This is a genomic window from Alistipes montrealensis, assembly GCF_018362775.1.
GTDB lineage: Bacteria > Bacteroidota > Bacteroidia > Bacteroidales > Rikenellaceae > Alistipes > Alistipes montrealensis.
This window is the reverse complement of the sequence record NZ_JAGYXY010000005.1, coordinates 78,038-91,592: the sequence shown is the minus strand read 5'-3', so window position 1 is coordinate 91,592 and position 13,555 is coordinate 78,038. Positions and strand designations below refer to the sequence as shown.

Annotated in this window: 14 protein-coding genes and 1 riboswitch; of the genes, 4 read left to right on the top strand and 10 right to left on the bottom strand. The window is 61.0% G+C overall.

Translation table 11 applies throughout. The features are described 5' to 3' along the window. Nucleotides 1–5: 5 nt before the first annotated feature. Both KG007_RS11125 and KG007_RS11120 read right to left on the bottom strand, forming a co-directional pair. Nucleotides 6–929 (bottom strand): hypothetical protein, encoded by a 924-nt coding sequence (locus KG007_RS11125; RefSeq protein WP_213348908.1) that lies wholly within the window; start codon nt 927–929, stop codon nt 6–8. Between the two features lie 13 nt (nt 930–942). After that, a complete protein-coding gene (locus KG007_RS11120; protein WP_213348906.1) occupies nt 943–1,980 on the bottom strand; it encodes a YncE family protein in 1,038 nt (345 codons plus the stop codon). A 94-nt stretch (nt 1,981–2,074) separates the two neighbouring features. Next, nucleotides 2,075–2,274: riboswitch (cobalamin riboswitch) on the bottom strand. A gap of 67 nt (nt 2,275–2,341) precedes the next feature. Between KG007_RS11120 and KG007_RS11115 the strand changes: the two genes are divergently transcribed. From KG007_RS11115 to KG007_RS11105, 3 genes are read left to right on the top strand one after another with little or no spacing between them, the layout of a single operon-like run. Then, nucleotides 2,342–2,782, top strand: a complete 441-nt coding sequence (locus tag KG007_RS11115; protein WP_213348904.1) for a GNAT family N-acetyltransferase — start codon at nt 2,342–2,344, stop codon at nt 2,780–2,782. Then, nucleotides 2,779–5,439 carry an AsmA-like C-terminal region-containing protein gene (locus tag KG007_RS11110; protein ID WP_213348902.1) on the top strand — a complete coding sequence of 887 codons (2,661 nt, stop codon included), beginning with the start codon at nt 2,779–2,781 and terminating at the stop codon, nt 5,437–5,439. The genes KG007_RS11115 and KG007_RS11110 overlap by 4 nt, the downstream gene beginning before the upstream one ends. 5 nt (nt 5,440–5,444) lie before the next feature. Then, entirely contained in the window at nt 5,445–6,362 is a 918-nt protein-coding gene (locus KG007_RS11105) for a lysine exporter LysO family protein (protein WP_213348900.1), read from the top strand. 86 nt (nt 6,363–6,448) lie between these two features. On the opposite strand, the gene KG007_RS11100 is transcribed toward KG007_RS11105, so the two are convergent. From KG007_RS11100 to KG007_RS11070, 7 genes are all read right to left on the bottom strand, one after another. Next, nucleotides 6,449–6,733: a winged helix-turn-helix domain-containing protein gene (locus KG007_RS11100; protein ID WP_195458625.1), complete on the bottom strand. Its 285-nt coding sequence runs from the start codon at nt 6,731–6,733 to the stop codon at nt 6,449–6,451. A gap of 4 nt (nt 6,734–6,737) precedes the next feature. Next, on the bottom strand, nt 6,738–7,328 hold the full coding sequence (locus KG007_RS11095) for a hypothetical protein (protein WP_213348898.1): 591 nt from the start codon (nt 7,326–7,328) through the stop codon (nt 6,738–6,740). A 1-nt stretch (nt 7,329) separates the two neighbouring features. Continuing rightward, a complete protein-coding gene (locus tag KG007_RS11090) occupies nt 7,330–7,956 on the bottom strand; it encodes a hypothetical protein (RefSeq protein ID WP_213348897.1) in 627 nt (208 codons plus the stop codon). A gap of 31 nt (nt 7,957–7,987) precedes the next feature. Next, nucleotides 7,988–10,333, bottom strand: a complete 2,346-nt coding sequence (locus KG007_RS11085) for an outer membrane beta-barrel protein (RefSeq protein WP_213348896.1) — start codon at nt 10,331–10,333, stop codon at nt 7,988–7,990. A gap of 4 nt (nt 10,334–10,337) precedes the next feature. Beyond that, the gene (locus KG007_RS11080) at nt 10,338–10,712 is read right to left on the bottom strand and encodes a DUF2141 domain-containing protein (RefSeq protein WP_195458622.1); all 375 of its coding nucleotides are present in this window, start codon (nt 10,710–10,712) and stop codon (nt 10,338–10,340) included. A gap of 11 nt (nt 10,713–10,723) precedes the next feature. Then, on the bottom strand, nt 10,724–10,957 hold the full coding sequence (locus tag KG007_RS11075) for a 2TM domain-containing protein (RefSeq protein WP_195458621.1): 234 nt from the start codon (nt 10,955–10,957) through the stop codon (nt 10,724–10,726). Nucleotides 10,958–11,183: 226 nt separating this feature from the next. After that, nucleotides 11,184–11,480, bottom strand: a complete 297-nt coding sequence (locus KG007_RS11070) for a GNAT family N-acetyltransferase (RefSeq protein ID WP_213348895.1) — start codon at nt 11,478–11,480, stop codon at nt 11,184–11,186. 69 nt (nt 11,481–11,549) lie between these two features. On the opposite strand from KG007_RS11070, the gene mutY reads away from it, so the two are divergent. Continuing rightward, complete coding sequence (gene mutY, locus KG007_RS11065) at nt 11,550–12,599, top strand: A/G-specific adenine glycosylase (RefSeq protein WP_195458619.1); 1,050 nt, start codon at nt 11,550–11,552, stop codon at nt 12,597–12,599. Here mutY and KG007_RS11060 read toward each other — a convergent pair. Beyond that, the gene (locus KG007_RS11060) at nt 12,575–13,525 is read right to left on the bottom strand and encodes a calcium/sodium antiporter (RefSeq protein WP_213348894.1); all 951 of its coding nucleotides are present in this window, start codon (nt 13,523–13,525) and stop codon (nt 12,575–12,577) included. The two genes, mutY and KG007_RS11060, sit on opposite strands and share 25 nt — an antisense overlap. Nucleotides 13,526–13,555: the final 30 nt, after the last annotated feature.

The following is a 13,555-nucleotide window of genomic DNA, read 5'->3' as shown; positions in this document are numbered from 1 at the left end:
CCGCGTTATTCGGTTTTGGTGACGATGCGGTAACAGCCGATGCCGCAGACCTCGGTCGAGATTTCGCCCACGTTGTTTTCGGCTTTGCAGTTCACGCCCGTCTGAACCTTCATGAAGTCGATCTGCGTGAGGTTGGCGGGATGGCCGTCCTTGTCAACGGCGTCCGAGATTTTGAAGCGGTTCTTTGCGCCTATGCCGTCGATCTTCGAGCTGTTGTCGGCGTAGCCCCATGCGAAGGCCGTCATGACGTAGCGGTTCGTCGCTTCGTCGTAGCGAACGTTGTCAGGCAGGCGCGTGCCGGTGTAAGTCCGGGTTTTGACCCACGCCGGGGCGTAGCTGGCCTGTGCGTGCGCGCCGATGCGGTCGATCGTGCCGCTGCCGGCGGGAGTCTGGTTGTCGGTCCATGCAATGCTGCCGTCGGCCTGTTCGGTGTAGGTGACTTCGTAATTGAAAATCGTTTTGCCGTTACCGTATTCGCTGCCTTTGAGTTCATACCAGGTTTCGCCGGCGGGCGATCCGTCGCCGTTGGCATCCTGGGCCACCCAGACGATTCCCGGTTCCGAAGAGCCGTTGAACGAGTTGCCTGTAACGTAGAGGTCGTAGCCGCCCGTGCTGGCCACCGGGGTGTCGAACCCGACGACGAGGTAACCGCCCCAGCCTCCGAGCGATACGAAGCCGTAATCGGCTGTCGGACTGTCGGGATCGGGGTCGCCGCCCATGGCCAGGCGGCGTTCGGCGTAGGCGACGGCGTCTGCGGCCGTCGTGATGGCCTGCGTGTCGAATCCTGCGGTCGGACTATTGATAAACTGTCCCGGTGCGGGAGTGTATTCGATGACTGTGGACGCCGGTTCTTCGATCTCGGTTTTCGTGATCGTTTCGCCCGAGTTGCAGGCGGTGGCCAAAAGCAGGAGGAATGCGTATTTTTTCATGGTGCGGTTGAATTTATCGTTTGAAACAGAATGCCCCGGGGGTGATGCCGACCCGGATGGTGTCCACAGGTACGCCGCGCGGCGTGAAGCGGTAAACCACGGCATGCTGCACGTAGTCGATGGCGTCGGCGACGTAGACTTCCGAGGTGTCGGGGTCGACCGCCACTCCGTAGTAGATCGTTTCGGAATAGGGCAGGAACGGAGTTGCGGGCAGTGATTCCGCGATGACGGGCATGCGCCAGATGTCGCGGCCGATGTAATAAAGCGTGTCACGCGCGCCGTTGAGCGTCAGTTCCGAAGGCCGGAGTTCTTCCGGAAGGCCGAAACGTTGTTCGACCTGTTGCGTTTGGGCGTCGATGCGCCACAGGGCGGGGGCTTCCCCGTTGCGTCCGTCGGTTGCGGTCCAGAGTTTTCCGTGGCGGTCGAGGACCAGCGACGAGGGTTGCCAGCCCACTTCGATCGAATCGATCAGCATGTCGCGTGCGGCGTCGACTACGAGGATTTTGTTATCGTACGACCAGCAGTTGACGAACACTTTGTCATTCCATTGGACCATCTGTTCGGTCGATTTGTGGCCGTTCATGCCGATCCGGCCCCGGATGCGGTTGTTGCGCGTATCCACGACGGTGATGCGCGGATCGTAAAGGTCCGTAATGTAGGCCGTAGTGTCGTTGGGAAAGTGGATGTAACGCGGCGATACGATGCCCTCGATCAATCCCGTGACGCGGTACGTGTCGGTGTCGATCACGTAAACCACACCCGAATTGTTGACCACGACGTAACCCCGTCCGTCGCGGATGGCCATCGACTGGGCTACGTCGCCGAGTTTCATGCCGTTGGCGCGCAGGAAGATTTCGTTTTCGACCGTCCGCGTCGCCGGGTTGTAGAACGAAAGCGAAGCGTTGTCCCACATGAAATTGCCTTCGCAGGTGATGAACACGCCGCGCGCGGTCTGGCTGAACGGCTCTTCGGGGAGCGGTCCGTAGTCCATGCAGGCGCAGCAGAGCATTGCGAGGGCGCATGCCGCCGTATTTCGCACGAAGCGTTTCATCGTCGTAAACTAAAGTGCGTTTCCGGGAGGTTAAGTGCCTGAAGGATGACTCCTCGTGATCGCTTGCCGCCCCCATTCTCCGCAGGGTTGATCCGTATTTCGAATTGCAGCGGCAGGTCTTCTGACTCGTTACCGTTCCGGCGCCTTCCCGTCCGTTGGGACAGTGGCCAAAGAGTGCCGGAACGCATGGCGTAACTCACAGCAGCGGGAACTGTTGCCGGTTTTCACGGCATTCCCTTTTAATCCCATGCGCCCTTCCGGGGCGCCGATGGAACCGTTGCGGGGCAAAAGTACGCTTTTTTCCGCAGATAGCCATAACGTTTCGGCTAAAAAGGCTATCTTTGTACTAAATATGCTGACGATGGAACTTAACGTGCGCCGGGTGACCGAAGTTACCGATTCTCTGACAGAAGCGTTTGCGCGGCTGATGCCGCAGCTTTCGCCGCGGCTTGCCGCTCCTTCGGCGGAGCGGTTGCAGGCGGTGGCGGGAAGTTCGTCGGCTGCGCTTTTCACGGCCGAGGCCGGCGGAACTGTCGTCGGGGTCCTGACCCTGGTGTGGTATGACGTACCTTCGGGGCGCAAGGCGTGGATCGAGGACGTGGTGGTCGACGCCGCGGTCCGGGGAGTGGGCGCAGGCGAAGCGCTCGTGCGCGCGGCGCTGGGGCATGCGGTTGCCGTCGGAGCCGGGAAAGTGATGCTTACCTCCAATCCTGCCCGCAGGGCGGCGCACGGATTGTATGGAAAACTCGGATTCAAGGAGGCGGAAACTACGCTTTTCGCCTGTAAAATAGATGTGGAATGAAAAAATTCGTGAAGATCGCGGCCATCGTGGTGGCCGTTATTCTGGCAATCGCCCTGATCGCGCCGATCGCGCTGAAGGGTAAGATCGCCGACATCGTGAAACGCGAGGCCAATGCGATGCTCGCGGCAAAGCTGGATTTCGAGAAACTCGATATCAGCCTTTTGCGCCACTTCCCCAACGCTTCGCTGGAGCTGAAGGGGCTGACGCTGGTTGGCGTTGACCGTTTCGAGGGCGACACGATCGTCGTAGCACGACGTATCTCTGTGGTAGTCAACCTGATGTCGCTTTTCGGAGACAGCGGATTCGAGGTGACCAAAGTCATCCTCGCATCGCCGGCGGTGCATGCGCACAAACTTGCCGACGGAGCCGTTAACTGGGACGTGATGAAACCGTCGGACGAACCCGGGGCGGAAGAACCGGCGGAGGATGCCGGACCTTCGTCGTTCCGGCTTTCGGTCCGCGATTTCCGCATTTCCGATGCTGCGATCCGTTACGAGGACGATTCGACGAATATGCGTTTTTCGGCGACGCCTCTTTCGCTGCGCCTGCAGGGCAACATGTCGGCCGACCGTACCGACCTCGACCTGCGGTTGACAGCCGCAGGCCTGCGCTTCGTGTCGGGCGGCATTCCGCTGCTGAGCGACGCCGAGGCGGAACTTGTCGCCGTGATCGATGCCGACCTGAAAAATAACCGCTTTACCTTCTCGCACAATACGCTGCGCCTGAACGCCGTCTCGGTCGGCCTCGACGGCTGGGTCGAGATGCGTGACGATGCGCTGGCCCTCGACCTCAAGGCCGGTTGCGACAAGGTGCAGTTCAAGGATGTACTGTCGCTGATTCCGGCTTTCTACACCCGTGAATTCAAAAATCTCGCGGCGGGCGGTGAGTTGTCGATGGGGCTTTGGGCCAAGGGCGAGATGCGCGGAGCAGCGCTTCCGGCCTTCGAACTGAAAACCGAGGTCCGCAACGGCAGTTTTCAATACTCGTCGCTGCCCAAGGCCGTGACCGATATCAACATCGCCGCCAAGGTTTCGAATCCCGGGGGCGTGATGGACAAAACCGTCATCGACCTCTCGAAGTTCGGTCTTCAAATGGCCGGGAACTCCGTTGCGGCGACTTTCTACGCCACCAGCCTCATCAGCGACCCCGTTTTTCGTGTTTCGGCCGACGGGCGCGTCGACCTGGGGGCCGTCAAGGAGGTTTACCCGCTGGAAAAGGGCGTCGAACTGGGCGGCCTGTTCACCGTGGACCTGAAACTTTCGGGCCGCATGTCCGACATCGAGAAAAACCGGTATGAGCAACTCGGTGCACAGGGGACTTTCGTCGTCGAGGGCCTGGGTCTGACGCTTCCCGACCTGCCGGCGGTCCATATCCGCCGTGCTGCGGCCACCATTACCCCGGCCGCGATGACGCTCGGCGAATTCGGCGTGACGATCGGCAAGAGCGATCTTGCGGCTAACGGCCAACTGGCCAACTACATCGGTTACCTGCTGCGCGGCGACATGCTTTCGGGCCGACTCTATGTGAAGTCGGAACTGCTCGATGTGAATGAAATTATGGACGCGCTCCCCGCTGCGGAGGAGGATACTGCCGTCGAGGAGGCTCCGGCTGAGCCGATGCAGGCAGTCGTGGTCCCGCGCAACCTGAACCTTTCGCTCAACACCGACCTGCGTAAAGTCCTGTTCGGGCAGATGACGATCCATGAAATAACGGGTGAAATGCGCATCGCCGACGGTGCGCTGTCGCTCGAACGGCTCCGGTTGGGTGTCTTCGGCGGCAAAGCCACTGCTTCGGGCAGCTATTCGACGGCTGCCGATCCCGCGCATCCGGCCCTGAAACTCAATGCCGATATTTCGGGCGCTTCGTTCCAGAAGACCTTCGAGGAGTTGGAGATGGTGCAGAAACTCGTGCCGATTTTTGCCAAGACGGGCGGCGATTATTCGCTGGCGTTGGACCTGCGTACGTCGCTCGACGCCGAAATGTCCCCCGACCTGCATTCGCTCAACGCTACGGGCGAGATCAAGTCGGCCAACATCCATATCCAGAATATCGAAGCGTTCGATGCCCTGGCCAAGGCGCTGGGCAACGACGACCTGCGGAAAATCGAGGCTAAGGATGTAGCGATCCGCTTTGCAATCAAGGACGGACGCATCACCACGCAGCCCTTCGACCTGAAGATGGGCGGCGTCAATATCAACCTCGCGGGTTCGACGGGCCTCGACCAGACTATCGACTATAAGGCCAAGGTGGCTATTCCGGGCGGGAAGGCGCTCCAGTCGGTCGGTGTGAACATCGGAGGCACGTTCTCTTCGCCGAAGATCACCCTCGGGGTGAAGGAGGCTGCCGAGGAGGCGGTGAAGAACGTCGTCAACGAGCAGATCCAGAAACTTACGGGCAGCGAGTCGCTTTCCGAGGAGGTCGCCAAACAGATCGAGAACCTCCGCGCGGAGGCGAAGCGGGGCGGTGCGAAACTCGTCGAAGCGGCACAGGCGCAGCGCACGAAACTCATCGAGGGTGCATCCTCGAAGGGGGCTTTGGCTAAGATTGCCGCCGAGAAGGCCGGGGATAAACTGGTGCAGGAGGCTGAGAAGCAGGCTGCCAACCTCGAAGCCGAGACCGAGCGGCAGATCGAAAAACTCACGGCGAAAAAGGAATAACCGGGATGTTTGTAATATTCGCCGTCATCATCGGAGGCATTGTGACGGGGCGCCTGCTTATCGGTCGGCGCCTCGCCTTTGTACAGCGCCTTATCACCGTTATTATCTGGGCACTGTTGTTCCTGCTGGGTGTCGAGGCCGGCTCCGATCCCGCGGTCGTCGGCGGACTGGCGACGCTGGGGGCGGCGGCCTTTGCGATCTTTGTTTTGTCCGTTGCGGGGAGCATCTTTGCGGCGTGGCTGCTGTGGCGGCGCCTTCGGGGCCGCGCCATGCCTGCGGACGAAAGCGGGGTTGCGTCGGAAGAACCGGTTTCCACCTGGGCGGCCCTGAAAGGCAGCCTGGTGATCGTGGCTTTCTTTGTGGCGGGATGCGCTGCAGGCCTTTTGACGCCGCTCGACGTGGCCGGGTCGCGGGTCAGCACTTATGTGTTGTATGCCCTGATGTTCTGCGTCGGCATGACACTGGGCAACGACCGCACGTTAGCCGGGCGTGTCCGGCGCCTCGATCCGCGGCTGGCGCTGCTGCCGGTCGCTACGGCGGTCGGCACACTGGCCGGAGCCGCCGTAGCTGCGCCGCTGCTCGGCGGATGGTCGCTGACCGACTCGCTGGCCGTAGGGGCGGGATTCGGTTACTATTCGCTGTCGAGCATCTTCATTGCCGATTTCCGGGGGCCGGAACTGGCTACGATCGCCCTGCTGTGCAATGTCATGCGCGAAATATTCACCCTGCTGGCCGCGCCGCTCGTGGCGCGCTGGTGCGGTCCCCTCGCTGCGGTGTCGATCGGCGGCGCGACGACTTTCGATACGACGCTGCCGATCATCACGCAGTCTGCCGGACGGCCTTATGCCGTGGTTTCGATTTTCCATGGCTGTGTGCTCGATTTCAGCGTCCCGTTTCTGGTGACGTTCTTCTGTTCGCTGTAATGCGTGTCCGGAAATCCCCGCTGAGGCGGGGAGTCAGGGGCAGGGCGGATTTGTAAACACGGCGGAACGCCGTGGATTGCGCGGACTTATCGTTTTATATAGCTTTGCAATGCCTCGACATACTCGGCGAAGGCGTCCCGCCCGGCGTCGGTAATGCGGCATATCGTGCAGGGTATCTTGCCCCGGAAAGTCTTTTCCATTTCGATGTAACCTGCCTTCGAAAGCTTGTCCAACTGCACCGAAAGGTTGCCCGCCGTAGCTCCGGTCTGCTGCCGGATGAAGACGAAGTCGGCGCTTTCGACCCCGATGAGGATCGAAACGACGGCCAGCCTCAGTTCGGAGTGTAGCAGTGGATTCAGTTCTTTGAACATTGTGTTATCGGGCAGGGTGGTTCGACTTGTAGTTGAGGATGTGGCCCGGGATGATCATCATCACCGTGAAGCCGGCGATGAAAAGGAGCGGCTGCCACATGTTGGGTGCGATCATCGAGAAGGGTGCGATGACGATTGCCGCAATGCCGCCCGCGGTGACCGGCATGAAACGGATAATCAGTCCCGTTATGGCCGTTCCCATGCCCATCGTCAGCAGGATGATGAACAGGATGGGGAGCCGCATCGGCGAGAAAAGCGAGAGCATGCTGACAAACCAAGCCGTGAGACCCATTACCAGCCAGACGTTTCCGATCACGCGGTCGACGAACGTCCGTACTTCGCCTTCGGGCTTTTTTCCGCGCGTAAGCCACATCAGCAGCCATCCTAACAGGGGCAGCAGCATCCAGAGGTAGTTCCAGCGTGCATCCCGGAAGTAGGCGACCGCACCCCAGACGACGAGCGTCGTCAGGACGGTGGCGTAACCCCATGCCAGCAGTGGACGGCCCGAGTTGCGGACCATGCGGCTGCGGGTGTTTTCGATCATGCGGCCGATCAGCGCAAGGCTTTCGGCGGCTTCCAATTTACGCTCTTCCATCTTATTGTTCGTTTTCCGGCGTCTTTGCGGCGTCGCGTTTGACCTGTCGTTTGAGTGCGTATCCCGAGCCTGCAAGTCCGATGAGGACTGCCGCGGCGAACTGGATGAGGTTGCCCTCGGAGTCGGTGTTGATCCACGATTCGCGGATGATGCCGAAGCTCACCGGCAGCAGCAGGCACGAAGCGTAATACATGTATTTGTTGCGAATCACGGTTCCCGAGATGAAAAGTCCTGCGCTGATCAGCAGCAGAGCGGGGAACAGCGGGTCGACGGGCCATTCGGTTTCCATGCATATCACGAAGGTCGAAAAGGCGATGAGGCCTCCCACGCAACCCCAGATTTGTTCCAGCAGGCGGTCGGTGTAGCTTTTGACCTGTGCGGCGTGGCGACGGTTGTACCACCACGTGAAAATACCTCCGGCGGCCAGTGCCGGCAGCCATAGCCATTGCCAGGCGCGGCAGCCGGTGAAGGTCAGCAGGAAGAAAATCCCGACGGCGGTCGCCGCGATGAGGTATCCCCATACGAGGAACAGGTTGCTGCTCCCCGGCGAGAGGCGGCGGCGTGTGTCGCGGATCATCTGCCGGATGAGTTCGATGCTTTGGTCGGCTTTGAGGTTTTTGTCGTCCATGAGGTGTTATTTGGGGGTTAAAGTTACGAATTTATTTCGATTGTCCGTCCGTTTTGGCGAGGCGGCTGCGTTCGGAAGCTGCGGCGCTTTCGACCTGCCGGGTCCGGAAATTTTTTCCGGAACGGAAATTCCACGATACTCCGACCTTCCACGTGCGTCCCGACCACGGCTGGCGGCCCCTCACCGTGCGGCGCAAGCCGTCGGTCCGGGAGACGAACTCCCAGCCGCAGTCCGTAAGGTTTTGCGCCGTCAGGAAGAGCGTCAGTCGCTTTTGGCAGAGGCGTTTTTTAATCGTCGCCCCGAGCGTATGGCGGGGACCTATCTCGCTGTTGCCCGAATAGAGGCGGCTTTGGCAGCGGTATACCGCCTCGACGTAAAATTCAGCAGGAAGCGTGAAGGCCGCTGTGGCGTCGGCGAACAGCAGTCCGTGGGTTGCAGGCGCGTCACGGCGGGAGAGGCGGATGCGCTGGGCCACACCCACGGCGTTGAGTTTGAGTTCCCACCAGCGGGTGATCTTCAGCGGCAGGTTCAGGAACGCGAACCAGTGGTTCTCGGTGTAGTGGTTCTCGGGCCGGATGCGGATTGCATCGGGATTCGCCGCGTCGGCCGAAGCTACCTCGCGGATCAGGTCGTGGTGGAGGTTGCCGCCGAGTGAGAGCACGTAACGGTAACGCCAGATCAGTGTTAGCGACACGCGGTGAATGTAAGTCGGACGCAGCGCGGGGTTGCCCGTCTGGTAGCTGTAATCCGAAAGCTGGATGCGCGCCGGGTTCAATGCCGGAAACGAGGGCCGTTCGATATTGCGGCTCCATTGCGCCGCCAGCATCCAGGTCCGCAGTTCGTTGAGGGCGTAGTTGGCCGAGAGGTTCGGGAAAAGTCCGAAATAGTCGCGGTCGAGGCCTTCCGACCCGATGGCGGTGTACTCGCCCCGCAATCCTGCTGCAAGGTCCCAGCGCCCTTGTTTGAGCGCCAGCGAAGCGTATGCTGCTCCGGTCAGCTCGGTGTAGTGCCGCGTGTAACCGTAGTCCGTGAGACCTTGCCATACGCCGTCCTGCCGGGCTTCGTAGCGGCTGCGGTCGTCCATGTCGTTGCGCGTATAGCGGGCCCCGGCACGCAGGGTCAGGCCATGGGATAGGCGGTGTGTCAGTCCGAGGTCGGCGGTCAGGATGTCATAACGCGACCGGGCGGCGGAGCGGTAGAGCGAATCGCGGGTTTTCGTGGCCTGGGCGTAGCGGGTCCGGTAGTCGTTGTCGCCGTCGGAGGAATAGCGGGTGTAGTCGGCGATGAATTTGAGTTCGGACCCCAGCGTGTCGATACGCCAGACGTAGTTGGCCGTGAGGGCCAGCGTCCCGTCGTCCGTGTGCTGGCGGTAGCGGCTGTCGGCCGTCGTGCCGTTCAGTTCGGTCTGTGCCGAGGTCGGCATGCGGAGGCTGTTGGCGGTGTATTCGGCCGAAAGGCCTACGGTGTGGCGCGGCGAAGGGTCGGAAACGACGGCTAGCTCCCCGCGGCCGTAGTTGCTGCGGCCGTCGGTTGCGCTCTTGCCGCGGAAGGGATAATTGCGGCTCTCCGTAAAACGGCTTTCGGCCCGGGGCGTGAAGGTTCCGGCTGCCGAGGCGCTGGTGGTCCAGCGACCCGTGCGGATGCCGAGGCGGCCCGAAGGGGCGTAGGCGCTCAGGCGGGGGCTCTGTATCGTAGCCGTCTGCAGGTTGCCGTCCATGCCGTCAGCCCTGCGCCGCCGCAGGGTAATCAGGATTACGCCGCCGCGGGCGTCCGCTGCAAATTCCGCCCCGGTCTGCGGCACTACCTCGATGCGGGCAATGGCGGCGGCCGTGAGACTCCGGAGATAAGCGGCCGTCTGCCCGGCGGAGCCTTTCAACTTCCGGCCGTCGATGTAGACCTGCGTTCCCGAAGCGCCGTTGATCGAAATGTCGTCGTCTCCGATCCGGACTCCCGGCGCCAGCCGCAGCAACTCCTCCCCGTCGCGCCCCGCGAAGGCGGGACCGTCGCCGACATTGACCACAAAACGGTCGTTTTCGCGGATCACCGCTTCCGCTGTGACGGTCACGGACCCGATTCCTGCGGCTGTGAGGCGGATTTCCCCGAGGTCGATCCCCTGCGGACCCAGGTAGAGCGGTTTTTCAAACGGCTCATATCCCACATGGCGCAGCGAGAGCATGTAGCTGCCCGTGTCGGCCGGGAGGCAGAACCGTCCTTCGGCGTCGGTCGTGCCGCCTGTGGTCTGCCGGCCTTCGCGCATGAGCGTGACCGTGGCGCAGGCTACGGCACAATCGGTGTCGACCGCACGCCCCGTGACGACGGGACGCTGTGCGGTGGCAAGGCTCGGCGTGAGCAGGAGCAGGTATGCGAGGCGGCGCATGGGGCTATTCGTTTTCAGGTGCGGGGTAGTAGAGGCGCAGTTTTGCGGCGTTCGTGTCGGCCGGGAGTTTGCATTTTCTGGCGGCGTAGCCCTCCTGCGGGCCGCGACTGCCCGTCTTCATCTTGAAGTCGCCGTCTTCGTCGTGGAAGAGCGAGACTTCGACCGTGTCGGCTTCGAGGCCCGTGAGAGTCACGACGACCGAACCTTTTTTAGCGTCGGCTTTGCCGTAAACGGGCTGTTCCTGTCCGGCAGCGGCGGCCATTACGAGAATCTGTCCTTTGTCGCTGCGGACATCTTCGACCGTGATTTCGAGCGTCTTTGCCGTTGCGGCGGCACTGCCCAGGGCAAGGGCGGCGAGCATTGCGAGTAACGTTTTCATGGCGTGTTTTTTTAGTAGTTGCGGTAATTGCGTTCGTCGTCGCAGTCGAACAGGTAATAGACCAGCGACAGCACGATGTTCAGCCCCCATCCGGCGATGACCCACAGCACCCACCAGTAGTGGGGCGAGGTTTGCCAGTTGACGAAGGCAAGGAAGGCGCAGATGACGGTGTAGGTGGTCAGGCGGCGGCAGAACCAGCGCGCGAAAAGGCGGCGTTTGTCGGTGTGTGCAGAATTGATTTCCATGGTTTTTTCCGGTTGTGAGCTAAGGCTCGGTTTGTAAATCTATTGCAAATATAAAGTAGTTTATAAAATAAACCAAATTTCAAGCCGGAAATTTTTCAAAAAAGTGAATACATATGTTTATAAGCGAAACGTGCCCGTATGGATACGCAAAACCGGACCCTTTCGAAGAGTCCGGCTTTGCGGCGGGACGGCCTTTGCGGCCTGATCCCGGAATGTAGGGGCCTGTTTACTTGTTCTCGGCGGTCAATACGAGATCCATCCATTCGGGATGGCGGCGGATATAGGCCGCGACGAACGGGCATTGCGGGACGACCTTGATTTCTTTTGTGCGGATGTCTTCCAGTACGGCCTGCACCAGTTCCTTGCCGATACCCTGGCCTTCGTACTGCTCGGGAACTTCGGTGTGCGTCAGCACGATCAGCCCGCGGCCCAATACGTATTCGATAAGAGCCATGTCGTCTCCCAGGTCGAGTTCATAGCGCTTTTCAGCGGCGTTGTCTACTAAAGTGTGTTTCTTTTCCATATGCATATCGTTTTAATTAGGTTGGAATGCTTCAAATTCGGTTCCGATGTCGTATTTTTGTCTTCCGTTATGAATCGCATTGCCGAAATACTGCTCGACTGGTATGCCCGCGAAGGCCGTGACCTGCCGTGGCGCCGTACGCACGATCCTTACCGTATCTGGCTCTCGGAGGTGATCCTTCAGCAGACCCGCGTGGCGCAGGGATTGGAGTACTACCTCCGTTTCACGGAGCGTTTTCCCGATGTCGCATCGCTGGCAGCCGCTCCCGAGGACGAGGTGCTGAAACTTTGGCAGGGACTGGGTTATTACAGCCGTGCCCGTAACCTCCGTGCCGCTGCCCGGCAGGTCGTCGAACGCTTCGGCGGGGTGTTCCCCGTGTCGCCGGACGACGTACGTTCGCTGCGCGGCGTGGGCGATTATACCGCTGCGGCCATCTGTTCGGCGGCCTACGACGCTCCGTGCGCCGTCGTGGACGGCAACGTCTACCGGGTGCTCTCCCGGCTCTTCGACCTCGATGAGCCGATCGACACCACGGCCGGAAAGCGGGCTTTCGCCAGCCTGGCCCAGTCGCAACTGGACACTGCGCAGCCGGGCCGTTACAACCAGGCGATCATGGACTTCGGAGCTATCCAATGCACCCCGGCTTCGCCCCGCTGCGAGGTGTGTCCGCTTGCGGAACAGTGCCTTGCCCTGGCCGCCGGAACCGTTGCCGACCGCCCTGTGAAGCAGGGCAAAACCCGGGTTCGCGACCGTTGGTTCAACTACCTGCACATCTCTTCGGGCGACAAAGTTCTGCTGCACCGCCGCGAAGGGCGCGACATCTGGCAGGGGCTTTACGAATTTCCGCTGATCGAGACCGGCGTTTCCGTCGACCTGGCCGGACTCCTGGACCTGCCGCAGTTCCGCGAGTTGTTGGGCGACGCTCCGTGGCGGTTGGTGCGCAGCGTTCCGATGCCGAAACACCAGCTTTCCCACCAGACGCTCCATGCGGTCTTCCACCGCATCGAAACGCCCCTGTTTACCCCTTTCGCCGCCGCCATGGCCGTCCCGGCCTCCGCATTGGGCGATTATGCCGTACCTCGGCTCGTCGACCGCTACCTGATCAAATATCCGATGTAGGCGATGTAAATCGCCAGGAAGATCGCTCCCTCCCAGCGGTCGATGGCCCTGCGTTTGAACGTGAAGGCCGCAAAGAACAACAACACCGAACTCAATACCACCATCAGCAGGTCCCAGACTGTGATTCCGCCCATCGAGAGCGGATGGATCGTCGCGCTCACGCCCAGGATCAGCAGGATGTTGGCGATGTTCGATCCGATGACGTTGCCCAGCGCCATGTCGGCCTTGCCCTTGAACAGCGACACGAGCGACGAGGCCAGTTCGGGCAGCGACGTGCCGCCGGCCACCAGCGTGATGGCGATCACCGATTCGCTGATTCCGAGGCTTCGGGCAATCGACGTAGCGCTGCGGAGGAACATCTCACCGCCGAAAACCAGTCCCGCGAGGCCTCCGACGATCATCGCCGCCATGAGCCATCCGGCCATTCCCGGCTTCGCCTCTTCTGCCGGCGGTGTTTCGGGGCGTTTCGTCGAGCGGATCGTATACCACATCAGCGCCATGTAGAGCAGGAGCATCGCCGCGCCGTCGATGCGGCCGATGCGGTCCGCTGCCCCCGTGCGGAAAAACGAATCCGAGGCCAGCGCCAGCAGCAACAGCGACGTAATCACCCCGAACGGGATGTCGCGGCGGATGTTGCCTGCCGTGAGCGGCAGGGGGCGGATCAGGGCGCAGACGCCCAGGATCACGAAGACGTTGAAGATGTTCGATCCCACGACGTTGCCGATTGCCACGTCGCTCTTGCCCGCGATGGCTGACAGGACCGATACGACCAGTTCGGGCGTCGAGGTCCCGACGGCGACCACCGTGAGTCCGATGATGAACTCCGGGACGCGGAACCGCTGGGCCAGTGCCGCGGAACCGTCCGTCAGAAAATTCGCTCCCGCGAGAATCAGCCCCAGGCCGACGATGAGTAAAAAAATATCCAAGAACGTAATTTTTAATTTTTCATTCTTAAT